Below are 25198 nucleotides of genomic sequence, written 5' to 3' on the forward strand. Positions count from 1 at the left end.
ACCGTGTGCCCCTCCGAGGTCGCCCGCGCGGTGGGGGAGGGGGACTGGCGCTCCCGGATGGAGCCCGTGCGCGAGGCGGCCCGCAGGCTCGTCGCGCGCGGGGTGCTGGACATCGTCCAGGGCGGTCGGGTGGTGGACCCTTCCACCGTGCGCGGTCCCATCCGTCTGCGATTGCGTTCGTGACGCCGGGCGTCTTTCGGTGTGGCGTAAGGCACAGCAGGCGCCGCCGTCACGCAATCCTGCTTGCGCTCACATGGAGGGCCGACTACGCGAGGGGCCCCTTGTCCCGCAGGACATGACCTGGGGTTGGTATCTCTTCAACGACGCGTACACCTTGTCGCCGCCGGTGCCGCTGTCGCAGCTTCGTACCCGCGTCACGATGACGTGGCCCGGGCGCTCCACCTCTGGCCTGCGCCCGTCCACCGTGGTGGCGGACTTCCGGTACTAGGAGACTTCATGGCCCGCGAGAAGAAGACCGAGTTCGACATCGTCCTGTGGGGTGCCACGGGGTTCACCGGCCGACTGGTGGCGGAATACCTGGCCCGTTCGCAGGACGCGCACGGCGCGAAGTGGGCGCTCGCCGGAAGGGACGCGGGCCGCCTGGAGAAGGTCCGAGCGGAGCTGACCGGGCTGAATCCCGCCTGCGCTTCCCTGCCGGTCGTCATCGCGGACGCGAAGGACGCCGCCTCGCTGGATGCGCTGGTGGCGCGCACGCGCGTCGTCATCTCCACGGTGGGGCCCTACAACCGCTACGGCAGCGAACTGGTGGCCGCCTGCGCCCGCGCGGGCACGGACTACTGCGACCTGACCGGTGAAGTGCACTGGATGCGCAAGATGATCGACGCGCACGACACCCAGGCACGGGAGACCGGGGCGCGCATCGTCCACACGTGCGGCTTCGACTCCATCCCCTCCGACCTGGGCGTCCTCATGGTCCAGGACTACATGCGCGAGCGGCACGGCGGCCACTGCGACCAGGTGCGCTACCACCTGACGCACATGCGCGGCGGCTTCAGCGGCGGCACCGTCGCCAGCATGATGGACACGTTCGACGCGGTGAAGGCGGAGCCAGCGCTGCGCCGCGTGCTGACGAGCGCCCACGCGTTGGATCCGGAGCCCGGCCGGGGCACGAAGGAGGAGCGCGACCAGATGACCGTGCGCAAGAGCCCGGAGACGGGTGGGTGGACGGCGCCGTTCTTGATGGCCTCCGTCAACACGCGCGTCGTGCGCCGCTCCAACGCGCTCCTGGGCTTCCCCTGGGGCCGCGACTTCTTCTACGCGGAGGTCACCGACTTCGGGCCCGGCGCCAGGGGGCTCGCGCTGGCCGCGTCCACCACCGCGGGGCTGGGAGGCTTCATGGCCGCATCGAGCGTGGACGCGGTGCGCGGCCTCTTGGAGAAGCACGTGTTGCCCGCGCCCGGACAGGGGCCGTCCGCCAAGATTCGCGAGAGCGGTCGCTTCGAGGTGCGGATGCTGGGGGAAGGCCTGTCGCCCAAGAGCGGCCAGCGCGTGAAGGTGGAGGGCAAGGTGGCGTCGAAGGGAGACCCGGGCTACGCGGCCACGTCGCGCATGCTCGCGGAGTCTGCGCTGTGCCTCGCCTTCGACACCCTGCCCAAGCGCGGCGGCGTCCTCACGCCCGCGTCCGCCATGGGGATGGTGCTGGTGGAGCGTCTGCGCAAGGCGGGAATGACCTTCGAGGTCCACGACCGCGCCGCGTGACGCCCCTGGCTGGAGCCCCTCGCCTGCATGCGCGAGGGGCCTGGCCGCGCTGCTTTCAGTCGCGCAGGTAGTGGCAGGTGTAGCCGCCCGGGTTCTTCACCAGGTAGTCCTGGTGGTAGCCCTCGGCGGGGGTCCACTCGCCCGCGGGGGCAATTTGCGTGACGACGGGGCGGGGCCACTTGCCCGACGCGTTGACGCGCGCCTTCACCGCCTCGGCCGTCTTCTTCTGCGCGTCCGACAGGTAGAAGAGGGCGGAGCGGTACTGCGTGCCCACGTCGTTGCCCTGGCGGTTGAGCGTCGTCGGGTCGTGCATGCGGAAGAACCACTTCTCCAGCAGCCCCTCGTACGTCAGCAGCTTCGGGTTGAAGACGACGCGCACCGCTTCCGCGTGGCCCGTCGTCCCCAGGTGCACGTCCTCGTAGGTGGGGTGGTCGGACGTCTTCGCGCCGCCCGTGTAGCCGACCTCCGTTTCGATGACGCCGGGGATCTTCCGCAGGAGGTCTTGCATGCCCCAGAAGCATCCACCCGCCAGGTACGCCGTCTCCGTGGTGGCCTCCGTCGGGGCCTTCGCCTTCGCCAGCACCACCGCGCCGGTGGCCGGGGCCAGGGTGCCCTGGGGTTCGCCCGGGGCCGCGCGGCCGAAGGTCGGCAGCCACGCGCCATAGCCCTTCGCGGCCAGCTCGTTCACGGGGATGAAGCGCAGCGACGCGGAGTTGATACAGTAGCGCAGGCCCGTGGGCTCCGGCCCGTCCTCGAAGACGTGGCCCAGGTGGGAGTCCCCGTCCTTGGAGCGCACCTCCACGCGCACCATGCCCAGGCTGCTGTCGCGCTTCTCCACCACGTGCTCCTTCGCCAGCGGGCGGGTGAAGCTGGGCCAGCCGGTGCCGGACTCGAACTTGTCGCGCGAGGAGAACAGGGGCTCGCCGCTGACCACGTCCACGTAGAGCCCTTCCTCGTGGTGGTTCCAGTAGGTGTTGCGGAAGGGCGGCTCGGTGCCTTCCTTCTGGGTCACCTGATAGACGGTCGGCGACAGGGTGCGCCGCAGTTCCTCGTCGGACGGCTTCGTGTACTTGCGGCCGTCCTTCACCTGCGCGGATTCGGCGGAGCCGGGAGGGGTGCCCGGCGCGGCGCCGCGGGCCTCGGTGCACGCGCTCAACGCCGCGAACAGGACCAGCGCCACGGGCCACAGCCGGCGCGCCACCGACGGAGGGGCGCGCCGGGCGAGGGGGGAGACGGTTGGGGCGGACGACATGGACTCGGGCCTCCGGACGCGCCCGGGGTGGGCGCTCCTCCCTGGTACGCGGGACCCCCAGGTGCGGTTTCAGGGATTGTTGAGTCCTGAAGGCCCAGGGTGGGCAACCGGGCCTTCCCGCGCCCTTCCGCGGGCCCGGGCAGTGGCCGGGAAGGCAGGCCGGCGCTACGTTTGGCCAGCAACGGGAGGCAAGCCGATGGGCGAGGGACGCGGACCAAGAGGTCCAATCGGACGGGTGACGGGCATCTCGCGGGCCGAGGGCGCCAGCGTCGTCCTGCGAATCCGGGCGCTCCAGCGGGTGGAGAGCACCGCGGCCATCTCCTCCAGCACCACGCCCCGGCGCTCGTTCGCGGAGGTGATGGAGCGCCATGCGCAGGGGCTCACTTGGTCGGAGCCGCTGCCGCTGCCCGGGGTGCCCCGGGCCCTTCCGCCCCCTGTTCGCGGCCACGAGGACGCGGAGTTGATGCGCGCGGAGCCGGCCCCCGACACCTTCGTCGGCCTGATGTGGTCGAAGCTGAAGGGCTCCCGCTAGCCGGAGGCGGGCGCTTCGTCACGCGCTCATGCGCCGGTACATGAGGTCGGTGCGCAGCGCGTACTTGCGGCCCTCGGTGACCTCCGCGCCTTCATGCAGCACGTGGTGGTTGAAGAGCAGGGCGGTGCCCATGCTCGGCGTCACGGAGTGCCCGAGCGAGAAGAAGTTCGTCGCGCCTCCGTGCATGCCGTCATTCAGGTAGACCATGAAGGTGAGCAGGCTTCGCTCGTCGCGGTGGCGCACGAAGGCGCCGTCGTAGTGCGGTGCGAAGTACTGGCCCACGTCGTAGCGATAGCAGCGCAGTCGCTCGTTCGTCCCGCAGGCCTCCCACTCGCGCTCCAGGCGGCGCGGCACGTGGGGCGCGATGCGCTGAAACAACGTCGTGGCCAGCGCGACGTCGTCGAACATCGCCCGGGTGTTGTTGCGGATGTCGGGGCGCATCACGAAGCCCGAGGACGTGGTGATGGGCGCCGCCGTCGGACCCACGCCCTCGATGCGTTCAATCAGCGCGCGGCACTCGTCGGCGCTGAGCAGGTGCTCGACGGTGATGAGGAGCGGGTTGCGCTCGTCGAGCTCCTCCTCCGGGTTCGGCAGGATGTTCAGCATGGGGACCTCCGAAGGCTCGGGTCGCGGCCCATGATGCCCGAAACGGGGGGCCTCGTGCCTCCGCCCGTATCCTGTCGGGACGCGCTACTCGGGGCTCGGTCCGGGCATGGCGGGCTTCGGGGCCTCGGTGAGGTCCACGGACGCGCTCGGTGTGGCGGCACCCAGCAGCGTGGAGACGTCGCGGCCCCGCGCGTTCGGCGTCACGAGGTCCGGCTTCGCGTCGTGGTTGATGCGGCCCACCGCGACCGCGTAGGGCCCGTCCCCCGTGGCGAAGCGGGTGTCCGCGCCGAAGGCGCCGTCGCCCCGGCCCGGCAGGAGGGACACGGTGTCCTCGAAGAAGTTCGCGGTGGCGAGGTCCAGCTTCCCGTCCCCGTCGAAGTCCAGGGTCGCGACGGAGTACGGCCCGCCCTCCACGTGGAAGTCCGTGCGGGGCTGGAACGTGCCGGTGCCCGTGCCGCGCAGGATGGACACGCTGCGGTCCAGGAAGTTCGCGGTGACGAGGTCCAGGGCTCCGTCGCCGTCCACGTCCGCCACCGCGACCGAATAGGGCGAGTTGCCCGTGCGGAAGTCCACGCGGGACGCGAACCTCCCGTCTCCGTGGCCGAGCAGCACCGACACCGTGTCCACGAAGTTGGCGGTGACGAGGTCCGCCTTCCCGTCCTGGTTGAAATCGCCCACCGCCACCATGAAGGGCCCCGTCCCGGTGGGGGCATCCTTCCGGGGCGCGAACGTCCCGTCGCCGTGGCTCAGCAGCACCGACACGGAGTCGGAGAGGCTGTTGGAGGTGACGACGTCCAGCAGCCCATCTCCATTGAAGTCGCCGACGCCGACGGAGGAGGGCTCACGGTCCACCGCGAGGTCGCTCCGGGGCGTGAACGTCCCGTCTCCCCGGCCGAGCAGCACCGACACGGTGCCGACGAAGTTGCTGGTGACGGCGTCCAGGCGCCCGTCCCCATTGAAGTCGCCCACGGCGACGCCAGTGGGCATGAGGCCCGTGGCCGTGTCCACCGGCGCCGCGAACGTCCCATCCCCCAGCCCCCGCAGCAGCGACACGTTGCCCTCGCGGTGGTTGGCCGTGAGGACGTCCATGCGGCCATCCGCGTCGAAGTCTCCCAGCGCCAGCGCGCGCGGCCCCGTCCCCGTGGGCGACGCCAACGGCGGGTCGAGCACGGGCCGGAGCACGGGGGTGGGGTCCGGCACCGCGCGCGTCAGCCCCATGCCCAGCAGCCCCGTCACGCTGAACAGCAGCACGCCAGCATGGGCCATCCGGTGGTGTCGCATGTCATGTCCCCCTCTGCGCCTTGAACCTGCAATGCCGTACGAACAGGTTTTCCGTGACATCCCAGTTCGCGGTGCAAGACTTAAGGCGCGACACCATGCGGGACCATGCCCCTGGAGGGAGGGGTGGTGCCGGGCGGGTGACAGACGGCAGACGGCTCGCATGCGCGGGGTAGGCTCCACGGCCCGCCATGCCCGCTTCGTCCGAGCCTCCCTCCGCGTCGTCGTCCGAGCCGTCGTTCGAACCCCGTGGGTCGTCCCTCCGCCACGCGCTGGTGGTCACCACGTCGGACCGGGTGGACGGGGGGCTCGCACAGCGTGCGCGTGAGGCGGCGGAGTCGGTGGGGGTGCCGTATGTGGAGCGTCACCACAAGCTGCCCCTGAAGAAGCTGCTCACCGACATGGCGGACGCGCTCATCGTCTTCGAGTCCTCCGCGGTGTCCCTGGTGGACGCACAGGGTGCGCTGCGCTTCTCCCCGGGGCTTGCGCACCTGCGCGTGAAGCAACTGGACGCGGGCGTGCCGGAGGACATGTTGCTGCGCATCGCGGAGCTGCGCGAAGGGGAGCGCGTGCTGGACTGCACGCTGGGCCTGGGCGCGGATGCGCAGGTGGCGGCGCGGCTGGTGGGGCCTTCGGGGCGCGTCACCGCGCTGGAGAAGAGTCCGGCCCTCTACCTGCTGGTGCACCACGGGCTCGCGGGCCTGCCGCGCCATCCGGCAGCGTGCGCGGTGGAGGTGATGCATGCGGATGCGGCCGAAGCGCTGCGCGCGCTTCCGGAGGGTGCGTTCGACGTGGTGCTCTTCGACCCGATGTTCGAGCGCGAGCGCAAGTCCTCGGTCGCGTTCGAGACGCTGCGCCGCCACGCGGACTACTCGCCGCTGACGCGCGCCACGGTGGAGGAGGCCCGGCGCGTGGCGCGCCGGGCGGTGGTCATCAAGGGCTCGCGCTACTCACAGGACTTCAAGAAGCTGGGCATCACCCCGGAGCCCGCCCGGCCCAACGCCACGGTGCTGTGGGCGAGGCTTCCGGGCTCAGGGCTGAGGTTTCGCTGAAGGCGCCTTCATCAGCTTGCGCAGGACGTCCTCCACCCTCTTTCCTTCCGGGCCCCGGATGCCCGTGGTGGGCAACTGGCCCTGGACGGGGAGCATGTCCAGCGGCGCCAGCGGGCGCTTGGGATCCGGCGTCAGGAAGAAGTCGCCCCAGGTGGTGTCGCTGACCTTGACGCCGTCCCGGCGCAGCGCCTCCTCGAACTGATGGAGGGCTTCGATGTGCCGCTCGGTGATGGGGAAGGGCAGGGGCTTGCCGGAGGCCTGGAGGTCCAGCAGGGCGCCCAGGTTCTGGCCCTCCACCTTGTCCATGCCCACCGCCTGTCGCCAGAGCCCCGTCGCGGGATCCGTGACGCGGAACTGCCCCGCGTACTTCGGGCCCTGGTAGGACTCCAGCGCCCGCACCGTGAGGTCGACCTCGTAGGTGGACGGGTCCCGGTAGATGAGATCGAGCTTGTTGTCGGTCTTGAAGACCAGCGGCTTGCCGTCGCGTTCGCCCACGAACAGCCGCCCGCTGGCGCCGTAGCCGTCGGTGATCTCCCGCACTGGGCCCGCGGGGGGAAGCTCCGACAGGAAGGTGGCGTCGCGCAGCGCGCTCTTCATGTCCTCGGGCCGCAAGGTGCCGTTGAGCGTGTTCGCGAGGACCCTCCTCGCGTACTGGACCAGCTCCGGATTCTTCGAAGCCCCCAGTTCGAAGAGCACGCCCAGCGGTTCGATGGCGAAGGCCCGGTTGAAGGTGGACGGGTCCTGCTCGCTCATCGCCTTCAGGGTCCGCGCCATCTCCGCGTCGCCGCCTGATTTCTCGAAGGTGCGCAGCACCTGCGCCTGCATGTCCTGCGTGCTGAAGTCGTCGTCCACGTCGAAGCGGGCGGCGATCTTCTTGTACTCCTCCAGCGCTTCCTTCGGGCCGGTGCCCGCGACCGGCGCGGGCTTCACGGGCGTCTTGACCTCGGGCGTCTTGACGTCGGACGTCTTCACCTTGGACGTGGGCACCTCGGGGGCCTTCGCCTTGGGTGTCTTCACCTCGGGGGCCTTCGCCTTGGGCGTGGGCACCTCCGGTGTCGGGGCCTTCTTGGCCGCCGGGGTCGTGGTCGGCTTCGCGTCCTCGAGACCGTCCAGGAGCTTCGTCTCCGCGGCCTTCCGGGCCTGCTTCGCCTGTTGCACGCCGTCCTCGTAGACCTCCTTGAGCCGCTTCAGGGCGCCGGTGGACGGCTCACCGTCGATGAGTTTGTTCGTCTTCAACTCCTGCAGGAACCGGCCGAAGGAGTCCTCGCCCCGCTCCGCGAGCGAGCGGGCCACGCCGGACAGCTCCCCCAGCCGCGCGTCCGGCGCGGCGCCTTCGCGCACCTGGATCGGGCCGCCGCGCGTCAGCAGCCCCTTCACCTGTTGTTGCAGCCGCGCCTCGTTTCGCGCCGCTTCCATCACCTGTTCCTGGACCCGGGGCGTCATCCCCGGCACGGTCTTGAGCCGCTGCTCCAGCTTCCCCAGGTTCCTGGCGGCGTTGAACTCCCGCACGGCGTCCGTCATCGAGTCGAGCACGCGCGCCGCCTTCGCGACGCCTCCCAGGTCCACCGCCGCGCCCGCCATCGCGAGCACGACCCAGCCGAAGGAGGGCTCCTGTGACGACAGGCCCGTGTTGTTCGCGGCGACGCCGGACTGGTACTGCTCCAGCGCCTCCTTGGCCTGGTACGCGCTCACGCCCGCGGACACCCCTGCCACGACGAGGCCGGGAATGCCGGCGCCGCCCGACAGCAGCCCCGCGCCCACCAGCACGCTGGCCACCGCGACGTCCTTCAACACCTGTTCGCCCCGCTTGCCGTTCAGGTGGTCATCAATCATCCGCGCCGGCAGCGAGCCGGGCTGGAGGCCCTGCTCCACGCGCGAGGCCGCGAGCAGGTTGTCCAGCCCGTAGAGGAACTTCGGATCGTCGCGCAGCTTCGCGCGCGTCGTCGCGATGTCCTGGCGACGTTGATCCATCTGGGCCTTCAGGAGCTTGGAGGTCTCCCCCGCCGGCACCTGGGCCAGCCGCTGCGCGAACTTCAGGTCCCGTGCCAGCAGAGGGTGCCCTTCCGCGACATTCTTGAGCAGCCCTTCCGCCTTGAAGACGAGGCTGTTGGCGTCCGCGCGAAGCTTCGCGACGTCGCCCTGGGGCCGGGCCACGGACGCGTTGGGCGGACGTTCGATGAGGTCCGCCTTCGCGCGCAGCGCCTTCGCCTGTTCGTAGAGTTTCCGGGCCGGGTCGAGCGCCTGGTTGAGCACCGTCGGATCCGCGTAGCGCGACTCCGCCGCGAACAGGTCGTGTGCGTACCGGGTGAGCTGCGCCTCTCCCAGCGCCCGCGCCTCCTGCTCGAAGCCCGCGCGGAAGTCCTTGAGGGACTTCTCGTACGCGGGGATGTCCGCGAACCCGTGCTGGGGCAGCTCCGCCTTGAGCTTGTCCTCCAGGACGGCCGCCGACGAGCCCGTGATGAACAGTCCTTCGTTGGAGTCGACCTGCGCGCGGTACGCGTTGTAGTCCGAGTACACCTGCGCGGGCGTGGTCAGCCGCGTCTGCAACTGGCGCAGGCTGTCGGCCGCGTCCGTGCGCTCGGTGCGCTCCTGACGGTAGCGGTCCACGGACGCTTCGAAGTCGCCCAGGTCCGTCGTGTTGCCGGTGACCCGGCTCGCGTAGTCCGCCAGCTCCGCGGGCGACAGGGTGGAGAGCTTCGCGGCGACCCGCTTCAGCGTCTCTGGATCCACGGGTCCGGCGGGGCCCTCCTGGCTCAGGAGGAAGTCGCGCACGTGCGGGGGCACGCCCTCCAGCGCCTGACGCTGCTTCAGCAGGTCCTGGCGCAGCGCTTCCCGGTAGGCCTTCTCCTCCGGCGTGGCGGGCTTGTCGGTGCTCTGCGTCTTCTGCCCGTAGCGGCGATCCACCTCCGCTTCCAGCGAGGCCCGCTCCTCCGGTGGCAGCTTCTTCGCGAAGGCGTCCCGTCCGGCCGCCGTCTTCGCGTCCACGGATTTCAGCGTGGTGTCACGGACCTGCACCACGATGAAGCCCTTCTGCACATCCTCCCAGAGCGCCTTGTCGGCGGGCTTCGTGCCGACCCACTCCATCTTGGGCGCGCCGGGGTGCCGTCGCTGGTACTGGGCGTTGATCTCCTCCAGCACCTGGGCCTCGGTCGGGGCCTGCCCCTTCATCCGCGTGCGCAGGGCGGTCAGGTCCGCGCGGAAGGGCAGTGAGACGCCTTCGTTCTTGGGCGTCGTGCCCCGCACCGTCTGGGCCGCGGGCGCCATGGAGGCCCGGGGGCCCGGGGTGGCCGGCGTCGTCCCGACCGATGAGGTCGCGTTGGCAGTGGACGGCCCGCTCCCCAGCAGGTCCATCCGCCGCGCCGATGCGGGCGCCGACGTGAAGCCGTCGCGGGCCCGCTCCTGGAGCACACCCGGCGTCGGCACGGCGGGGGACGCCCCCGAAACAACGCCCGGACGCGCCGACACCGCCTTCGGTTCCCCTGCGGGAACCCTCGTGAAGGAGGCGAACCCTCCGCCTCCCGCCAGACCTCGGACCGCCATGGCCAGCCCCCTCGGAGAACGGATGTTCCCGTCCCTTTACGGTGGAGGCCGCCCGGCGGATTGTTTTGCATTTCGCCGCCCGGATTCCGGCATCAGGCGCGCTTGAAGGCGCTCGCGTCTGGCAGGCCGCTGCCTCCCAGGTCGGCGCCCATGGCGGTGAGGACGCCGGAGAAGATGTCCGGTTCGTTGGAGGTCACCTTGCCCGGCTGCGCTTGCCCGGTGCGCGCGTCGAAGCCGTAGGTGAGCGTGGTGTTCGGGTCCATGCCGCCCAGGACCGTATTGCCCTTCACCATGGGGGACAGGAGCAGGAAGCCGTTGTTGAGGTCGTGGCCCGAACCGAACTCGGTGGCGTGGGTGGGGCGCGGGCGGGTGCGCCCGAAGTCCGTGGCCACGTAGATCATCGTGCGGTCCCACATGGACTCGCCCGTCGCCGCGTCGAACGGCTCCGACTTGAGCAGGCCGATGAGCGAATCCACCGCGCCCAGGATGCGCGCCCACATGAAGGCCTGCCCGCCCCGGTGGTCGTTGTGGCTGATGTCGAACGCGAGCGGTGGGTTGGCGATGCCGTTGGGCCCCCCCACCGCGACGTTGAAGTCGGGCCCCAGCGTCACCGACACGGACACGCGGTACTTGAGCAGGAGGAACGCGAGCGCCGCCTGGCCCTCCACCGGGTCGGTGAAGAACGCGGGGAAGGCCGCGCGCAGTCGCGCCCCGTCCGGCGAGCTGTCCAATCCATACTGCGCCAGCGGAATCTGCGGCGGCGCGTTGGGCAGGATGTTGAGCCGGGTGATGAGGTCCATGCCCTCCAGCTTCGGCTGCTGCACGCTGCGCTGTTCGTGCCAGCGCTTCAGCGCTGGGCTGTCCTGGAAGGTGCGGCCGAAGATGGACCGCTCATCCAGGGCGTTGCGCGTGGAGCGCGCCAGGGCAATCACATCCTTCGACGGGGCGTTGGCGATGCCGCGCGAGCCGTCCAGGCCCAGGGGCCAGAGGGACGGGTTGACCACGGTCTCACCGAAGCAGGCCAGGGGCAGGTCCCCATCGGTGCCGCGCTCGGAGTAGCCGCCGGTGCCCATGTTGACGTTGGGCAGCGGCATGCTGGCGCCCCATTGGAGCGCGACGGCCTCCTGGAGCGTGCGGCCCCGCCAGGCCGCGTTGCCCGTGAGCGAGCGCTTCTGGGCGATGTTGTGGTTCACCGACGTGCCCACGGACGTGGCCACCAGCATGTCGTTCATGTGCTTCTTCACGAACGCCAGTTGGTCGGTGTCGACCGGGATGGGGATGCTGCCCAGGCGGCTGTTGCTGTACTTCACCGCGCGGAAGGGGCTGCCCGCCACGGACTGCACCTGCGCGTCCGGGAAGGTGTTGAGCGCGCCCGCGTTGGCGCACTCGGACTGACGCACGGCGAGGAAGCTGTCCACGATGGACGCGCCGCCCGCTGCCCCGATGACGATGAGGAACTTGGGCTTGCCGTCGAGCAGGTCGCGCTTGCGGCCCAGCTTCTCCAGCGCCTCGGGCGTCTGGAGCGATTCACGGCAGCCGGAGAGGAGGGGGCCCAGGGTGGCGGAGCCCGCCGCGCAGAGTGACAGCGCGCGCAGCATCTCCCGACGCGACAACCGACCGGTGTGTTTGAGGGTCATGGACGGGGTTCCTCAGTAGAAGACGGCTTCGGCGGAAGAGAAGACAGCGAGACACGCGGCCTGCATCCAGGCGACGCCCGGATTGGGCGTGCCAGTGGCCTCCACGTCGCGCGCCAACTGCACCAGCGTGTCGCGCTCGTCCTGGGTCGGGTCGCGCAACCACGCCCGGCGCACCAGGGACGACAGGGCCGTGGCGACGGCGGGGCTCGCGGGGTCGGTGAGCTTGCCGTTCGTCAGCGCCACGTCCTTGAACACCACCGCCGTGGCCGGCGCGTTGATGTCCTGGGCGATGCGCGCGTTGCAGGCGGAGAGCACGGTGCGCTCCACCGTGATGGGCGCGGCGGCGCCTGTCACCGGGGCCGTTTCGTAGACGCTGTGCGCGTAGGGATCCACGCCGCCCAGGGACACGCCGTGCACGTTCACGCACGGGTACTGGCCCAGCTCGTTGCACACGGACGACACGGGCAGTTCCAGCGCGGCGGCCAGGTCGAGCGACAGCCGCTCCGGTCCCTTGAAGCGCAGATTGCCCTTCTGGGACTTCGCGACGCCGCCGTCGTAGGAGGGCGTCACCCCAGGGTTGGCGTCAGGGCCCAGGTCGACGGCGAGGGGAATCTTGTCCGAACAACCCGTCAGGAGCAGACAGGTGAGCAGCAGGCGTTCAGGGCGCACCGTAGGCCTCCGTGCGGATCAGGTCGTGCAGCATCTTCTGCACGCGGTAGTTGTGGGGGGTGCGCAGGGCCTGCCACGTGCGGACGAACTCTTCGTTCTCCTCCGGCGTGGGGGCGTGGCCCACCAGCAGCTTCCAGTAGTCGGTGACGGTGGAGATGGCGAAGGCGTCGCTGTTGCTGGCCACCTGGGCCCACTCCAACAGGTCGTTGACGGGCTGCCCCAGGATGACGCCCTTCTCCGGCGTCTGCTTCAGGGTCTCCACATCATTGGGGAACAGCAGCTCCAGGCGGTTGGGCAGGTAGCGGTTGGACAGCGCGCCGCCGATGCCGTTGTAGTTGCGGTACGGGTACGACAGCGGGTCGAGCGTCGCGTGGCACGCGGCGCACTGTTCGGCCTTCACGCCCTTGGCGTCGTAGTCGCGAGGCTCGTTGGCGACGCTGTGCAGGCCCTCCTGCTTCGCGATGTCCAGGCCCAGGTACGCGCGGTACATCTGCGAGGCGGCGTTGCGCGGCAGCGCGGTGAACATCACGAACGAGGTGAGCGTCCACGCGCTCGTCATGTTGCCGGCGCGGTGCGCGGCGTCCACCGTCTGCGATGAGAGCGTGTTGACGGACGCGTAGGTGGTGGGGTTCGTGCCCGAACGCTTCACGAAGTACCGCGCGGTGAGGACTTCGCGGGCGTCGTGGTCGTCCGTCTGGGACCAGGTGAAGAGGGCGTAATCGTCGTAGTAGTCGGCCAGGGGAATCTGGCCCGCGTCCTCGCCGGACTTGATGGAGCCCACGGGCCTGATTTTCGGGTGGGCCACCTTCCACAACTGCCCGTGCTTGCCGCGCCAGAAGTCGGACTTGAGGCAGCGGTCCAGCTCCTGGTCGATGAAGGCGCGCTTCAGGTCCTCGGTGCCCAGCTCCAGGAACGTCTGGACCTGCGCGTAGGTGGGGGACACGCCGCAGAAGTCGCTCAGCATCCGGCGGTACACGAAGCGAGTGTCGTACTGGCAGACCTTGAACTGGGGATTCTCCCCGCCGCCGCAGACGCCGCTGGGAGGGACGCTGGTGGCGTCGCCGGGCAGCGAGCCCTGCTCGATTTCGAATTGGTTCGGAGCCTTGTCGCCGTCGGTGTCCTCGCTGGCGATGGTCCGGAGCGCGGCGGGCAGCGCCTGCGCGAAGTCCGCATCGGAGAGGGGGCGAGGGCTGCCCGGGAGCAGCCAGGTTTCCAGCGCGCTGCCGTACGCGTTCCGCTGGGGCGGGGCCACGTGGCAGTAGGTACATGCGGGCTGGGTGCCCTGGCAGGCGGGCGCGGTGGGGTACTCGGCGCAGAAGAGGCCGGGGCCGCTGGGCTTGGCCAGGGCCGGGGGCGCGAACCCCAGCATCAACCCGAGCAGCAACCAGCGGCTCGGGGTTTCAGGAAATGGGGGCACGCGGGCTCCGAAAAACGGGGGCAGGTCCTCTACGGACACTTCAACCCGGAGAATCAGAAACGGTTTCGGAGATTCGTGCGAGTCGGGCGCTGTAGGGCGCCCTACTGGCGCTGGGAGACGCGCACCCAGTCCACTTCCATCGTCTGGGGCCCCTGGCGCAGCAGGTCCGCGGTGGCCTGCGGCACGCCGAAGTAGGGCTCCTTCGCGCCGTTGACGCCGGAGGGGTAGGTGCCGCCCACCGCGAAGTTGAGGATGATGAACAGGGGCTTGTCGAACGCCCACGCGCCGTGCTGTTCCACCTCCGCGCGAGTCGTGGTCTTCATCAGCACCCCGTCGACGTACCACTTGATGTCCGTGGGCGAGGAGTCGACGCGGTACTCGTGCCAGTCGCTCACCGGCGTGCTCGGGTTGAAGCGGCCGTTGATGGGCGTGTTGCCGGAGTAGCCGGGGCCATGCAGCGCGACGGACACCCAGTCGCCGAAGCCGACGTTCTCCATGATGTCCAGCTCACCGCAGGCCGGCCACCCCGTCTTCGCGATGTCGCTGCCCAGCATCCAGAACGCCGGCCACAACCCGGGGCCCACCGGCAGCTTGATGCGCGCCTCGACGCGGCCATGGACGAACTGCTGCTTGCCCGCGCTCTCCACCCGGCCGGAGGTGAACGGATAGCCGTTGTTGGACTCCATGCGCGCGGTGAGCTTCAGCGTGCCGCCGCTCACCGACACGTTGTCCGGCGACGTCGTGTACTGCTGCTGCTCCTGGTTCACGTGCACGTTGGTGTTGATGATCCAGTTGGATGCATCCACGGCCGAGCCGTTGAACTCGTCGGCCCACACCTGGACCCAGCCGTCCTCCGTGCGGAGTGCTCCCTCCCGCTGGGGGGCGACGGGCGCTCCCGCGCAGGCCGTCAGCCCCGCCACCAGTGCCCATGCGCCCACGGTCCTGCTCGGTCTGAATGCCATGGCTGTGTTGTTCCTCGTCAGGTGTGTTCCGGAAGGGGAGTGAATCCAACTGCGGACCGCGTGAAGGAGGGGAGGGGCTACTGGAGCGTCCGCCGGTCCACCGGCGCATCGGGGGCCTCGCCCCGATAGGTCGCGGTGGGAGGCAGCAGCAGCGATTCGTGAAGCCGGCCTTCCACGTCCAGCGACACATCCACCGCGGGCTGGCGCACGGGCTCCACGCTGCCATCCGAGTGCAGGAGCACGCCGCCTCCCTGCGGAATGCCAAGCCCCCGCGTGGGCAATCCCGCCTGCCGCACCGCGAGCTTGAGGCCCGGCCATTCCGGAGGTTCGTGCACGCTGATGAGGTACGGCGCCAGTCCCAACGTGGGGAAGGGTTCGCCCTCCTGGGGCAGGTCGTCGCACCACGCGCCCAGGCCCAGGTGCATGGCCCCCGCGGACACGCCCATCAGCACCGCGCCCGCCTGATGGCGCTCTCGGAGCACGGTGTCCACCCCGTGCGCCTGGAACGCCTCCCAGCCCACGCGCGGGTCGCCGCCCGCGAGCAGGATGACGTCAGCGCCCTTGAGCCACTCCAGGTCCTCCGAGGAGGGCGCGGCGGGAATGGCCCGGCAGTGGGTGAGGCCGATGCCTTCCATGGCCGCGGTGAAGATTTCGTAGAAGGCCGGCACGTCGCCGTTGGAGGCGCCCAGGTAGGCGGCGCGCACGGGCGGCACGCGCAGCTCCGCGCCGGTGAGCACTCGCACGTAGTCCAGGAAGGGTCGCCCCTCCACACGCCAGAACAACGGAGCGCTGTCGGCCAGCAGGAGCAGGGGCGGAAGCGGCATGCGCGGCAGGATAGGAGGGGTGGGGACGGGGAGCCACTGCCGCGGCTCCCCGTCCTGCTCACCCAAGGCGTGAAGCGGGGACTACCGCCACTGGTACGCGCGCACCCAGTCGACTTCCATCGTCTGGGGGGCGTTGCGGATGAGGTTCAGGGTGGACTGCGGCACGCCGTAGTAGGGCGTCGAGGCGCCGTTGACGCCGAAGGGATAACCGCCGCCCACCGCGAGGTTGAGGATGATGAACAGGGGCTTGTCGTACGCCCACGCGCCGTAGCGCTCGACCTCGCCGCGCAGCGTGGTCTTCACCAGCGCGCCGTCGATGTACCACTTGATGTCCGTGGAGGAGTAGTCGGTGCGGTACACGTGCCAGTCGCTCACGGACGAGTTCGTGTAGAAGCGGCCGTTGATGGGCGTGTTGCCGGAGTAGCCCGGCCCGTGCAGCGCGCCGGAGACCCAGTCGCCGTAGCCGACGTTCTCCATGATGTCGAGCTCACCGCACGCGGGCCAACCCACCGTGTTGATGTTGTTGCCCAGGAGCCAGAACGCCGGCCACAGGCCCGGGCCCACCGGCATCTTGATGCGCGCCTCAATGCGGCCGTGGCTGAACTCGCGCTTGCCCGCGCTCTCCAGCCGGCCGGAGGTGAAGGGGTAGCCGTTGTTGGACTGCAGGCGCGCGGTGAGCTTCAGCGTGCCATTGCTCACCGAGATGTTGTCGGGCGAGTTCGTGTACTGCTGCTGCTCGCTGTTCACGTGCACGCCCGTGTTGGGCGCCCAGTTGGCCGTGTTGTAGCTGGTGCCGTCGAACTCGTCGTTCCAGATCTGCACCCAGCGGTCCTCGCTGCCGCCGCCCACGATGCCGAAGGAGAACGCCTCCCAGCAGCCCGCCGTCGTGCGGTTGGCGTACAGCGGCGCGGTGCCGCCCTGGTTCGCATCCGCGGACACGAACAGGTTGTTGCTCTTCGCCTTCAGGGCCACGGTGCCGTCCGGGAAGGGCACCCAGGTGAAGCGCTCCCAGTCGCCCACCGCCGTGCGGAAGCCCGTCACCTGGCCGCTCGCGTTCGGATCCGCCGACACGTAGAGGCCCGTCTCGCTCACGCGCAGCGAGATGAAGTCATTGCCCGCATCCCCCACCACGAACTGTTCCCAGCCCTGGAAGGTGTCGCGGTTGGCGACCAGCGGCGCGTTGGCGTGGATGTTCCGGTCCGCCGACACGTACTTCTGCGTGGCGCACGCCCGGAGCCAGATGGTCCGGCCCAGCGGTGCCGCGGTGGCCGACTGCTCCTGAGCGACCAGCGCTTCGGGCGTCACCGTGTCGGGCGCCGTCGGGGCCGGAGCCCCGCCGCACGCCGTCAGCCCCATCAGCAATCCCAGCGCCCACAGCCCCTGCGTCCTGCTCGGTCTCGAAGCCAAGTCTTCCTCGAAGGTAGGCCCGGACCAGGAGGGCGGTCCGGGAGTGGTTCAAGTGGACTTGTATGAAAAACGAGTAAACCGCAAGAGTTTGTTCGATTCCTGGAGGAACTGGCAACGACGACTGTTCAGCGGGTTCCCGGGCCCACGGCGCGCAGGCGCGCTACTTCGCGAGGCCGAGCTGCTGCAGGTAGGACTGGTTGTCCCAGAACAGGTACTCCTCGGCCATGACGCCGTCCTTCCAACGGGCGACGGTGTTCATCACCAGTTTGAAGGACTTGCCGGTGGGGGCGATGGAGGTGCCGTCCGGCTGGGGCATGGGCTGGGTGAAGGTGCCCTCCATGATGCCGACGACGCTCGTCCACTCCCCGGAGCCGAGCTGGATGGGGTGCACCTGGATGCGCGTGTCCGGCGCGTAGACGAACATCGCCTGGAGATCCGCGATGTGGACGTCGATGCCCTGCGTCTGATGGCCGTCGGGCCAATGGACGATGATGTCCTGCGCGTGGCTGTGCTGGAGCTGGTCCCACTTCTGGTGGGTGAACACGTCGAAGTCCAGCGTGTCGAACGTGCTCAGGTGCGTGGCCACCTGTGCTTCGGCCTGCTGATACCGCTCGAGTTCCTCCTCCGCGCTCGTGCACGCGGCGGGGCCCAGCAGGGTCAGGGCCAGCAGCGCGACGGTGGTGCGAGGGGACTTCAGCGAAAGGGTCGGGGTCTTCATCTTGGGTTCCTCCTGGAAGGCGGCGCGGATTCGGTGCCGCGCTGCCGTGCTGACAGGAACGCAAGATGTCGCTGTTGCCAGATTGCAACTAGCGGGCGGAAAGACACTTCACCGTTGCTGAAAAGGAACGAACCTGGATTGCGGCGTGAGCGTCTGGCTCAGCTTGCTCCGGGGTTCGCCGAGAGCGGCCGGACCTGGAGGTAGTCGATGAGGAAGTCGCGGAAGGCGGACACCTTGCGCGGCACGTGCTGGGCCCGGGGATGGAGCATCGTCAGGGAGGTGCTCGACTGCGTGTAGCGCGGCAGCACGCGGACGAGCTGCCCGGCCGTCAGGTCCGCCAGGGCGAGGAAGGAGGGCAGGGGGGCGATGCCCGCGCCGGCCTTCGCCGCCTCGCGCAGGAAGACCATGTCGTCGGCGACCACGTGCGCGTTCTTCTCCGACAGGCCCAGCTCCCCCAGGTGCTTGAGCCCCCGGTAGACGATGAGGTCATGCTGCGCCAGGTCCTCGGGAGTGCGGGGCACGCCCCGGCGCGCCAGATAGGACGGTGATGCGAAGAGCTGCAGGTCGATGGTCCCGAGCCGCCGCATCCGCAGCGACGAGTCCGCCAGCTTTCCGCCCGAGGCTCGCAACGCGACGTCGAACCCCTCCGCGACCATGTCCACCTGCCGGTTCGTCAACCGGCAGTCGATGCGCACCTGGGGATACCGCACGATGAACCGCGCGATGACCTCTGGCAGGAAGGTCGCGCCGATGTCGTGTGGCGCGGTGAGCCGCAGCTCTCCGGACGGTTCCTCCGTTCGCTCCGGCAGCGTGCCCACCGCCTTGCTCAGCGAGTCGAGCAGCGACGCCGTCCGCTCATACAGCGCCAGGCCCGCGGTGCTCAGCGACACGTGACGGGTGGTGCGATGGATGAGCTGCGTGCCCAGTGAAGCCTCCAGCCGCGCCACGCCCCGGCTCACGGAGGACTTGGGCAGGCCTACGCGCCGGGCCGCCTCCGTGAAGCTGTTCGTCTCCGCGACGGCCACGAAGAGGTTGAGGAGGTTCAGGTCCATTGTTCCATCCGTGGAATAGGCTGTTGCCCAAGAAGCTCCTGGTGGCGCTCCTGGAACAGCCATACAGCACCTACGAACCCTTGGGAGTCCGGTCATGCCCATCATCGACGTCACCCTCATCGACGGACGGACGCCTGAGCGCAAGGCGGCGCTCATCCGCGAGTTGACCGACGCGGCCGAACGGGTGCTCGGCGTGCCCCGCGAGAGCATCCGCGTCCTGCTGCGCGAACTGCCGGCGGAGAATTGGGGCGTGGGCGGAGAGCCCAAGGCCGCGTCCCGAAGCTGATGCGTCCGGATCTCGTCGCGTGTCTGCTGTTCGCGCTCCTCGGAGCGGGCTGTAGCCGCACCCCTCCTTCCCCGACGGAGAAAACGCCCATGGCCCCAAAGCCCCCCACGCCCGCGCGCGTGCTCACCCTGCCTCCGGTCTCGGGCCGCGCCGAATATCTGGTGGTGCTGCTGCACGGCGTGGGCGCGAGCGCGGAGTCGTTCCTCCCCATCGCGCTGGCACTGTCCCCCGACGTGCCGCACGCGGAGGTCGTGGTCCTGGACGGCCTGCACCTGTTCGACGGGGCCACCACGGGTCGGCAGTGGTTCAGCCTCCAGGGCATCACCGAGCAGGAGCGCCCCGCACGTGTACGGCAGGCTGGCACGGAGGTGTCCGCGTGGATCGACGGTGCGCTCGCGGAGCGGGACCTGGGACCGGAGCGGCTGGTCGTGGTCGGCTTTTCGCAAGGTGCCATCGTGGCCCAGTGGCTGGCGCTCCACCGTCAGCCGGCGCCCATGGCGGTCGTGTCCCTGTCCGGGCGGCTCGCGGAGGACGGGCCCGCGGCCGCGGACACCACCTCCGTCCCCGTGCTGCTCGTGCACGGCGCGCGCGATGCTGTCATTCCCGCCCGGCTCTCCGAGGAGGCCGCGCGGGGGCTCGAAGCGCGCGGCGCCCGCGTCCGGTTGCGCGTGCTGCCGACGCTCGCGCATGGCGTCGACGGTGAGGTGCTGGAAGAGGTCCGCTGGTTCCTGCGCGATGTCCTTCCCCATCCCTGACGGCGGGCCGGGTGGGGTTGGGTAGGCGAGGGAGGTTTGATTATCCTCCTTTTCATGCAAAACAAACTTACCTGGAGCCTGGGGGCGTTGCTGGGTGTGGCGCTCGTGGGGGTGCCCTCGGCGGTGCTCGCGGAGGGGCGCCCGTCGTTGGTGAACACGCGCATCCGGACGCCGTTCGGTTCGAACGGGCATTCGTCGACGGTGGATGGGCGCGTCTTCATCGGGAACGTCCGTGAGGACTCCGCGACGACGACGACCACGTGGCGCGCGCGGGTGTTCCGTCCGGAGGCGGTGACGTACGACGCGTCGGGCCTGCCGTCGTTCTCCACGGCCTTCTCCACGGGGAAGACGGTGGACGTGCACAACGGGGAGAACGCGCTGGCGTTCTGCTTCCCCAACCCGGCGCAGCCGTACACGCTGTCGGGGGGCGTCGCGGTGTACCAGCCCTTCCTCTTCGACTCGCAGATGTACAACGGGGACAACATCTTCCGCCGTCGCCCGGTGGACGTGCGGGTGTCGCAGCCGTTCACGACGCAGGCGGAGGTTGCGTCCTTCACCACGGGGGCGCTGGAGAGGCTCACCACCGTTACTGGCGCAGCCATCCGGGGCATCGAGCCGACGATGACGTCGGACGGTCGGCTGCTCATCTACCAGGGCGGGCCGGCGAACAACGGCGGCATCGACCACCTGATGTACGCGTACAACCCGACGCCGTGCGCGAACACGGGTTGGAGCAACCCGCGTCCGCTGTCGATGATGTTCAACGACACGAACGCGGGCGTGAAGCGCTACCCGCTCGCATGGAAGAGACTGAAGGCGGCCACGGGCGAGGACTTCGGTGACACGACGTCCGGGGCGCTCGTCCGGGGTGCGTACGCCTGGGTGGACCACGAGGGGCGCAACCTCGTCTACATCGCCGTCACGTACACCGACGGCGCGCGGCGTGAAGCGGTGAGCGTGGTGGGCGCGGACACCCACTGGACCGCGTACCACATCGACGGGGCCATCAACACGGACCGCATGGACCTGGCGCACCTCTTCTATTCCGGGCCCATGTGGAACTTCGAGCAGGAGCGCCTGCCGTCACAGAGCTTCCCGGTAGGCCAGAGCAACGAGGCGCACTACCTGCCGGTGACGAAGACGCACGACGTGCTGGCGCTCTTTGGCAGCAACACGTCCGACTACAACGAGGTGGACCTGGGCGAGTTGATGGATCCGTTCCACCTGCTCGTCCTGCCGATGAACGAGCTGGTCACCCGGGCGGGGGCGTACGACCTGACGCGCACGCCGGACCTGTCCGGCCACTTCTACACGGGCACGCTGGTGGGCGGTGCCTCCATCTCCCCGGGCAACGCGGTGACGCGCTCGGCGCCCACGGACTCGCTGTGGCAGCCGCACGGCAAGGGCAAGGCGCTGATGGTGCCCGGAGGCAGCGCGCTCGCGGTGAACCTGACGGACGCCTCCGGCACGGTGCCGGGCGTGGGCGCGTACGTGAAGGGCCTGTCGGTGGAGTTCGCGGTGCGGCCGGACGCGGACATCCAGACGGGTTGCACCACCGGCAACCCGTACCGCTACCTGATGCAGAAGTCGGGCGGACTGGACATCATCTACGAGGCCAGCCACCGGGTGAACTTCTCCCTGGTCGTCAACGGCGAGCGGGTGCGCCTGGGCTTCGGTCCCGTCCTGCCCGTGGGCCAGTGGAGCCATCTGGCGTACACCTGGGACGGCGTCACCGGCGTCTTCAACGAGTACCTCAACGGCGTGCCCACGAACCGCACGCTGCCTATCGCGCCGGGGACGGCCCGGCTGGGCACGGGGCCGCTCTACATCGGCGCGGGCGCGAACCTGGATGCGCAGCGCTGCCCGGTGAATGGCGAGGGTTCATTTCGGGGCGCCATCGACGAGGTGCGCATCTTCACGCACGCTCGCTCCAACCGGAGCATCTGCATGACGGCGCACGGCGCGAACTGCCGCGAGGAGGCCATCCAGCACACACCTTCCGCGGGCCAGTTCGTGATGAGCGCGCAGGCTCCGGCCTGCACCGGGGGCGCGGCGCTGAACACGCAGGCGTGTGCGTCCGCGATGCACCGGGGCTGCGCGCAGCGGGGCGCGGGGGATGCGATGGCGACCACCTCCAACACGTGGGACACCATCATGCAGTTGGTGAGCAACCGTCCACCCATCTCGCTCGCGGGCGCGCCGGTGTCGTCCACGGCCACGGACCTGACGGTGGCGTGCGCGCCCATCCAGCACCAGAGCGTGGCGGTGACGTTCGAGGAGCTGGCGCGGATCCACTCGGGCTGCACGGATGAACGGGTGGTGACGGGCACGCACTGCACCGCCGCGGCGCATCGCTTCTGCAACGCCCAGGGCTGGACCACGGGACAGGTATTCGAAGTGACGTCGCGGCCGTGGGTGGGCTGCTTCAACTCCGGCCTGCGGGTGGACGTGGAGAAGTCCGTGCTGGGGCCGGTGTCCAACCTGGGCGACTACACGCAGCCGGGCTCGCGCTTGGAGGTGAGCCAGTGGTGCCGTGCCCAGGGGTATGGGGCCGGCGTCGTGCAGGAGATCCCCAGCGCCACGAAGGCTCACGTGCACTGCTTCCAGCCGGCGGTGACGGCCACCTGGAAGTACACGCCGTGAGCGATGGAGCGCCGCTGAAGCGCATGGTCGCTTCAGCGGTGCTCAGCAGGTACCGGGTCGTCCATCCTGACGGGGGGGGCCGGTTCGAGTGGATGCATCCGAGGTCAATGCAGGCGCTCCTCCTGGGGGAGGGGGTGCTGAGCATCATGGACGAGAGAAGAAGCGGCGGGCTGTGGCCGCTCACAGAGCACGGGGGCTTGGGGCGTAGGTCCTGGAGGCTTCAGCGGCGCACAGCCCAGCGCGGTCCGGTGGTGGGTGGGCAGTGGCCCTGGGTGTCGTGAATCGTTTGGCCCCCCTTGCGCACCGCCCACCGGTTTGTCCGTGAATGCCGATGGGGGAGGCTCGGGCTCCGCGGACGAAACGTCCTCACCTGTCCGACAGTCGGACAGGTTGCCCAAGGCGGAGCCAGGCACATCCCCCCTGGCGCTCTTCTCGTCAGGCTCGCCTGGGTTGAGACTCAGGGCGGCTGGAACCCGGAGCGCCCCGTTGTCCGGCTCCACGGGAAGGGTCTGTGCCTGGGGGCGGGGTGCCTCTCCGAGCGCCACGGTGTCCTCGGTAGCGGGCGCGAGGCAGCCGGGGCCAGGTGCTTGCACGCAGGGCCCGGTCTCCAGTGCCTCGCCCTGGAGGACGGGCGCGAATCGTTCCAGCACCCGCTCATCACACGCCTTCAGCAGCGCTGGCAGCGTGTGCTGGAGCGCCCGCGCGTCACGTTCCCGCAGGGCCTCCATCGCGCAGCAGGTCCACTGGCGCAGCGACTCGCCGCCCATGAGGAGCAGCAGTCGGGCCGCGTTGCCCCGCAGGGCTCGTTGCAGCGACTGGATGAGGAGCAGGTGCCCGGGACGGGCCGCCACTCGGGCTGCCAGCCGCAACAATTCGAATTCCAACTGCGCGCAGCGCGCACCGGATTCCCAGCGCGCCGCGTCCCAAAGCATGAAGCACGCGTCCGCCAGCAGCCCCAGGTTCGCTGCGGAAGCATTCGCGCAGCAGTCGGCCAGCAGCTCCACCAGCACCTGCCGCTTGAGGCAGAAGAAGCCCTCCAGCAGCCGCCGGCCCTCCGGGGAGCGCTCGTCATGCAGCGCCAGGCCCAGGTTCTCCAGCGTCAGCGACGCGTCCAGCGCCACCGCGCGCGTCTTGCGCCCGGGGTGCTGCACCACCAGTCCCCGCGCCGCCAGCCGCCGCAGCGCCTCGCGCACGGTGCCCCGGCTCACTCCGTATCCGCACGCCAGCTTCTGCTCCGAGCCGAACTGGCCGCTCCTCGGAAGCCGCCCCAGCACAATCTCGCGCTCGAGCTGCTCCTCCACCTGCGCAACGAGTCCCACCCGCTCCATCCCCATCGCCCTCCTCGCCAAAGCTTCTGCTACCCAAGCAGAGGCGTCTGACATGGACCTGAGGGCCCACCGTCCTCGTCGCCTTGGCGGTCCGGCGCGGCCCGCGGCTTCAGGTGGCACAAACCTGTCCGACAGTCGGACAGGTTCGGCGTGAATCATGCCCGGCGGCTGCCTCTGTCGATGGACGCGCCCTGGTGTCCGCTCCAGCGCGGGGTTGCGGCCCACGGCTGCGCTCCGCGAGGCGCGCGCGTCCTCGCGAAGCACTTCGGGTCACGGGATTGGGTAACGAATCCCTGGCGACCTGCCTAGCGTCCGGCCTGGCCCGCGCGCAGGGCGATGGCGCTCGCGCGCACCGCGTCCACGAGTTCGACGTTGGTGAGCGCCTTGCCGGCGATGCCCCAGCCGCCGTCGACAGCTTCGTGGAAGAGCACCCAGGTCTGCTCGCGCTGGCCCGGCGTGTTCGCGAGCTCCGCGACGATGTCTGTGAGGCTCGCGGCGATGCCAGCGCGCTGTTCCTGGGTCAGGCTCTTGGCGGGCGTCAGCACCTGGATGCGGACCGCCGAAGCCGCCTTGCCTCCGGCCGTGAGGCGCCCCCGGGGCAGGACGTTCAGGAACGCGCCGGTGTTCGCGGTCGCATAGGGGATGCCCGTGACCTTCTCCCATTGGAGGACGCAGGCGGTCGCCCGCTCCAGGAGGGCCGCTTCGGCGGGCTCAGGAAAGGTGCCTTCGGGGGCTGCGATGTCGATCATGGGCATGGCGGGTGTCCTCAGGGGAGTATGACGGTCGTCATAGTCGAGGAGCAGTGCTAATTAAGATGGTCGTCATAGTCAATTATGATTACCGTCATAATCGAAAGGAGCCGATGGCTGAGCGCGTGAAGGGAGCGTCCGGGAAGGGCGTTCGTCGTGCCGTGAAGCAGGCCCCTCCAGCCACGCCGGAAGGGACGCCGCGTGAGCGGATGGTGAAGGCCGCGGCCGCACTGCTTAGTGAGAAGGGGCTCGCGGGTGCGTCCTTCTCGGAGGTGATTGAGCGGAGTGGGGCGCCGCGTGGCTCCATCTACCATCACTTCCCGGACGGGAAGGACGGGCTCACGGCGGAGGCGGTGGCGCTGGTGGGGGACCGCGTGCTCGCGGTGCTGCGCCACGGTGAGGGCGCGACGCCGGGTGAGGTGGTGCTGCGCTTCTTCGAGGCGTGGCGGCGGGTGCTGGTGAAGACGGACTGCATGGCCGGGTGTGCCATCGCGGCGGTGGCGAACGAGCGGCTCGCGCATCCGGAGCTGGGGGCGCGGGCCGCGGCGGTCTTCATCTCCTGGGAGCGGGAGCTGGACGCGCGGCTGCTCGCGGCGGGGCTGGCCCGCGAGAAGGCGGCCAGCGCCGCGTCACTCATCCTGGCATCGGTGGAGGGCGCGCTGATCCTCTGCCGGGCTCGAAAGAACATCGCTCCGTTCGACGCCGTGCGCGATGCGCTGGTGGCCTTCGTCGGGTCCTGAGCCGCGAGGGGGCCTCCGCCTCGCGGCGGATC

The 25198-nt window shown here is 69.9% G+C and carries 23 protein-coding genes; 9 read left to right on the forward strand and 14 right to left on the reverse strand.

Annotated features, from left to right (window positions below; genetic code table 11):
• From D7V88_RS07945 to D7V88_RS07955, 3 genes are all read left to right on the forward strand, one after another.
• Positions 1 to 183 (forward strand): DUF3253 domain-containing protein (locus D7V88_RS07945; protein WP_120540001.1); only part of this gene is annotated, 183 nt, incomplete at its 5' end.
• Between the two features lie 112 nt (positions 184 to 295).
• Positions 296 to 448 (forward strand): hypothetical protein, encoded by a 153-nt coding sequence (locus D7V88_RS42940; protein ID WP_158625025.1) that lies wholly within the window; start codon positions 296 to 298, stop codon positions 446 to 448.
• A gap of 8 nt (positions 449 to 456) precedes the next feature.
• Positions 457 to 1719 (forward strand): saccharopine dehydrogenase family protein, encoded by a 1263-nt coding sequence (locus D7V88_RS07955; protein ID WP_120540003.1) that lies wholly within the window; start codon positions 457 to 459, stop codon positions 1717 to 1719.
• Between the two features lie 55 nt (positions 1720 to 1774).
• Here D7V88_RS07955 and D7V88_RS07960 read toward each other — a convergent pair whose 3' ends face one another.
• Complete coding sequence (locus D7V88_RS07960) at positions 1775 to 2971, reverse strand: bifunctional methionine sulfoxide reductase B/A protein (protein ID WP_120540004.1); 1197 nt, start codon at positions 2969 to 2971, stop codon at positions 1775 to 1777.
• Positions 2972 to 3206: 235 nt separating this feature from the next.
• On the opposite strand from D7V88_RS07960, the gene D7V88_RS07965 reads away from it, so the two are divergent.
• Positions 3207 to 3503 carry a hypothetical protein gene (locus D7V88_RS07965; RefSeq protein ID WP_120540005.1) on the forward strand — a complete coding sequence of 99 codons (297 nt, stop codon included), beginning with the start codon at positions 3207 to 3209 and terminating at the stop codon, positions 3501 to 3503.
• An 18-nt stretch (positions 3504 to 3521) separates the two neighbouring features.
• On the opposite strand, the gene D7V88_RS07970 is transcribed toward D7V88_RS07965, so the two are convergent.
• Both D7V88_RS07970 and D7V88_RS07975 read right to left on the reverse strand, forming a co-directional pair.
• Positions 3522 to 4109, reverse strand: a complete 588-nt coding sequence (locus D7V88_RS07970; RefSeq protein ID WP_120540006.1) for a prolyl hydroxylase family protein — start codon at positions 4107 to 4109, stop codon at positions 3522 to 3524.
• Between the two features lie 84 nt (positions 4110 to 4193).
• Entirely contained in the window at positions 4194 to 5390 is a 1197-nt protein-coding gene (locus D7V88_RS07975) for an FG-GAP repeat domain-containing protein (protein WP_158625026.1), read from the reverse strand.
• A gap of 188 nt (positions 5391 to 5578) precedes the next feature.
• Here D7V88_RS07975 and D7V88_RS07980 point away from each other — a divergent pair, with 188 nt between their 5' ends.
• A complete protein-coding gene (locus D7V88_RS07980; RefSeq protein ID WP_120540008.1) occupies positions 5579 to 6439 on the forward strand; it encodes a class I SAM-dependent methyltransferase in 861 nt (286 codons plus the stop codon).
• Here D7V88_RS07980 and D7V88_RS07985 read toward each other — a convergent pair.
• The 9 genes from D7V88_RS07985 to D7V88_RS08025 form a co-directional block, all read right to left on the reverse strand.
• Positions 6419 to 9862 (reverse strand): hypothetical protein, encoded by a 3444-nt coding sequence (locus D7V88_RS07985; RefSeq protein WP_147448654.1) that lies wholly within the window; start codon positions 9860 to 9862, stop codon positions 6419 to 6421. The genes D7V88_RS07980 and D7V88_RS07985 overlap by 21 nt on opposite strands.
• A 209-nt stretch (positions 9863 to 10071) precedes the next feature.
• On the reverse strand, positions 10072 to 11616 hold the full coding sequence (locus tag D7V88_RS07990) for a DUF1501 domain-containing protein (RefSeq protein WP_120540010.1): 1545 nt from the start codon (positions 11614 to 11616) through the stop codon (positions 10072 to 10074).
• 12 nt (positions 11617 to 11628) lie between these two features.
• Positions 11629 to 12285, reverse strand: a complete 657-nt coding sequence (locus tag D7V88_RS07995) for a hypothetical protein (RefSeq protein WP_244238046.1) — start codon at positions 12283 to 12285, stop codon at positions 11629 to 11631.
• The gene (locus D7V88_RS08000; protein ID WP_120540011.1) at positions 12275 to 13654 is read right to left on the reverse strand and encodes a hypothetical protein; all 1380 of its coding nucleotides are present in this window, start codon (positions 13652 to 13654) and stop codon (positions 12275 to 12277) included. The genes D7V88_RS07995 and D7V88_RS08000 overlap by 11 nt, the downstream gene beginning before the upstream one ends.
• Positions 13655 to 13803: 149 nt before the next feature.
• Positions 13804 to 14664 (reverse strand): glycoside hydrolase family 16 protein, encoded by an 861-nt coding sequence (locus tag D7V88_RS08005; protein ID WP_120540012.1) that lies wholly within the window; start codon positions 14662 to 14664, stop codon positions 13804 to 13806.
• Between the two features lie 77 nt (positions 14665 to 14741).
• Complete coding sequence (locus D7V88_RS08010) at positions 14742 to 15488, reverse strand: Type 1 glutamine amidotransferase-like domain-containing protein (protein WP_120540013.1); 747 nt, start codon at positions 15486 to 15488, stop codon at positions 14742 to 14744.
• Positions 15489 to 15569: 81 nt separating this feature from the next.
• Positions 15570 to 16895 (reverse strand): family 16 glycosylhydrolase, encoded by a 1326-nt coding sequence (locus D7V88_RS08015; protein WP_244238047.1) that lies wholly within the window; start codon positions 16893 to 16895, stop codon positions 15570 to 15572.
• A gap of 160 nt (positions 16896 to 17055) precedes the next feature.
• Positions 17056 to 17613 carry an ester cyclase gene (locus D7V88_RS08020; protein WP_120540015.1) on the reverse strand — a complete coding sequence of 186 codons (558 nt, stop codon included), beginning with the start codon at positions 17611 to 17613 and terminating at the stop codon, positions 17056 to 17058.
• Positions 17614 to 17771: 158 nt separating this feature from the next.
• Positions 17772 to 18665 (reverse strand): LysR family transcriptional regulator, encoded by an 894-nt coding sequence (locus tag D7V88_RS08025; protein WP_120540016.1) that lies wholly within the window; start codon positions 18663 to 18665, stop codon positions 17772 to 17774.
• 94 nt (positions 18666 to 18759) lie between these two features.
• Between D7V88_RS08025 and thmT the strand changes: the two genes are divergently transcribed.
• The 3 genes from thmT to D7V88_RS08040 all read left to right on the forward strand — a co-directional run bounded on the left by thmT (position 18760) and on the right by D7V88_RS08040 (position 22349).
• Complete coding sequence (gene thmT, locus D7V88_RS08030; RefSeq protein WP_120540017.1) at positions 18760 to 18951, forward strand: 2-hydroxymuconate tautomerase; 192 nt, start codon at positions 18760 to 18762, stop codon at positions 18949 to 18951.
• Positions 18952 to 19040: 89 nt separating this feature from the next.
• Complete coding sequence (locus D7V88_RS08035; RefSeq protein WP_158625027.1) at positions 19041 to 19706, forward strand: alpha/beta hydrolase; 666 nt, start codon at positions 19041 to 19043, stop codon at positions 19704 to 19706.
• A 54-nt stretch (positions 19707 to 19760) separates the two neighbouring features.
• Complete coding sequence (locus D7V88_RS08040; RefSeq protein WP_120540019.1) at positions 19761 to 22349, forward strand: LamG domain-containing protein; 2589 nt, start codon at positions 19761 to 19763, stop codon at positions 22347 to 22349.
• A 104-nt stretch (positions 22350 to 22453) separates the two neighbouring features.
• Here D7V88_RS08040 and D7V88_RS08045 read toward each other — a convergent pair whose 3' ends face one another.
• Both D7V88_RS08045 and D7V88_RS08050 read right to left on the reverse strand, forming a co-directional pair.
• Entirely contained in the window at positions 22454 to 23677 is a 1224-nt protein-coding gene (locus D7V88_RS08045) for a FadR/GntR family transcriptional regulator (protein WP_341870663.1), read from the reverse strand.
• A 305-nt stretch (positions 23678 to 23982) separates the two neighbouring features.
• Positions 23983 to 24432: a tautomerase family protein gene (locus D7V88_RS08050; protein WP_120540021.1), complete on the reverse strand. Its 450-nt coding sequence runs from the start codon at positions 24430 to 24432 to the stop codon at positions 23983 to 23985.
• A 107-nt stretch (positions 24433 to 24539) separates the two neighbouring features.
• On the opposite strand from D7V88_RS08050, the gene D7V88_RS08055 reads away from it, so the two are divergent.
• Complete coding sequence (locus tag D7V88_RS08055; RefSeq protein ID WP_244238048.1) at positions 24540 to 25166, forward strand: TetR/AcrR family transcriptional regulator; 627 nt, start codon at positions 24540 to 24542, stop codon at positions 25164 to 25166.
• Positions 25167 to 25198 lie beyond the last annotated feature (32 nt).

Origin of the sequence: Corallococcus terminator (genome assembly GCF_003611635.1) — a bacterium.
In the GTDB taxonomy this organism is placed as follows: domain Bacteria; phylum Myxococcota; class Myxococcia; order Myxococcales; family Myxococcaceae; genus Corallococcus; species Corallococcus terminator.

Coding starts and splice junctions, on each gene's coding strand:
- D7V88_RS08035 (WP_158625027.1), top strand. CDS start 19,041: ATGGCCCCAAAGCCCCCCACGCCCGCGCGCGTGCTCACCCTGCCTCCG.
- D7V88_RS08045 (WP_341870663.1), bottom strand. CDS start 23,677: ATGGAGCGGGTGGGACTCGTTGCGCAGGTGGAGGAGCAGCTCGAGCGC.
- D7V88_RS07980 (WP_120540008.1), top strand. CDS start 5,579: ATGCCCGCTTCGTCCGAGCCTCCCTCCGCGTCGTCGTCCGAGCCGTCG.
- D7V88_RS08010 (WP_120540013.1), bottom strand. CDS start 15,488: ATGCCGCTTCCGCCCCTGCTCCTGCTGGCCGACAGCGCTCCGTTGTTC.
- D7V88_RS08020 (WP_120540015.1), bottom strand. CDS start 17,613: ATGAAGACCCCGACCCTTTCGCTGAAGTCCCCTCGCACCACCGTCGCG.
- D7V88_RS08000 (WP_120540011.1), bottom strand. CDS start 13,654: ATGCTGGGGTTCGCGCCCCCGGCCCTGGCCAAGCCCAGCGGCCCCGGC.
- D7V88_RS08025 (WP_120540016.1), bottom strand. CDS start 18,665: ATGGACCTGAACCTCCTCAACCTCTTCGTGGCCGTCGCGGAGACGAAC.
- D7V88_RS08040 (WP_120540019.1), top strand. CDS start 19,761: ATGCAAAACAAACTTACCTGGAGCCTGGGGGCGTTGCTGGGTGTGGCG.
- D7V88_RS07990 (WP_120540010.1), bottom strand. CDS start 11,616: ATGACCCTCAAACACACCGGTCGGTTGTCGCGTCGGGAGATGCTGCGC.
- D7V88_RS07970 (WP_120540006.1), bottom strand. CDS start 4,109: ATGCTGAACATCCTGCCGAACCCGGAGGAGGAGCTCGACGAGCGCAAC.
- thmT (WP_120540017.1), top strand. CDS start 18,760: ATGCCCATCATCGACGTCACCCTCATCGACGGACGGACGCCTGAGCGC.
- D7V88_RS07960 (WP_120540004.1), bottom strand. CDS start 2,971: ATGTCGTCCGCCCCAACCGTCTCCCCCCTCGCCCGGCGCGCCCCTCCG.
- D7V88_RS08055 (WP_244238048.1), top strand. CDS start 24,540: ATGGCTGAGCGCGTGAAGGGAGCGTCCGGGAAGGGCGTTCGTCGTGCC.
- D7V88_RS08005 (WP_120540012.1), bottom strand. CDS start 14,664: ATGGCATTCAGACCGAGCAGGACCGTGGGCGCATGGGCACTGGTGGCG.
- D7V88_RS07975 (WP_158625026.1), bottom strand. CDS start 5,390: ATGCGACACCACCGGATGGCCCATGCTGGCGTGCTGCTGTTCAGCGTG.
- D7V88_RS07955 (WP_120540003.1), top strand. CDS start 457: ATGGCCCGCGAGAAGAAGACCGAGTTCGACATCGTCCTGTGGGGTGCC.
- D7V88_RS08050 (WP_120540021.1), bottom strand. CDS start 24,432: ATGCCCATGATCGACATCGCAGCCCCCGAAGGCACCTTTCCTGAGCCC.
- D7V88_RS42940 (WP_158625025.1), top strand. CDS start 296: ATGACCTGGGGTTGGTATCTCTTCAACGACGCGTACACCTTGTCGCCG.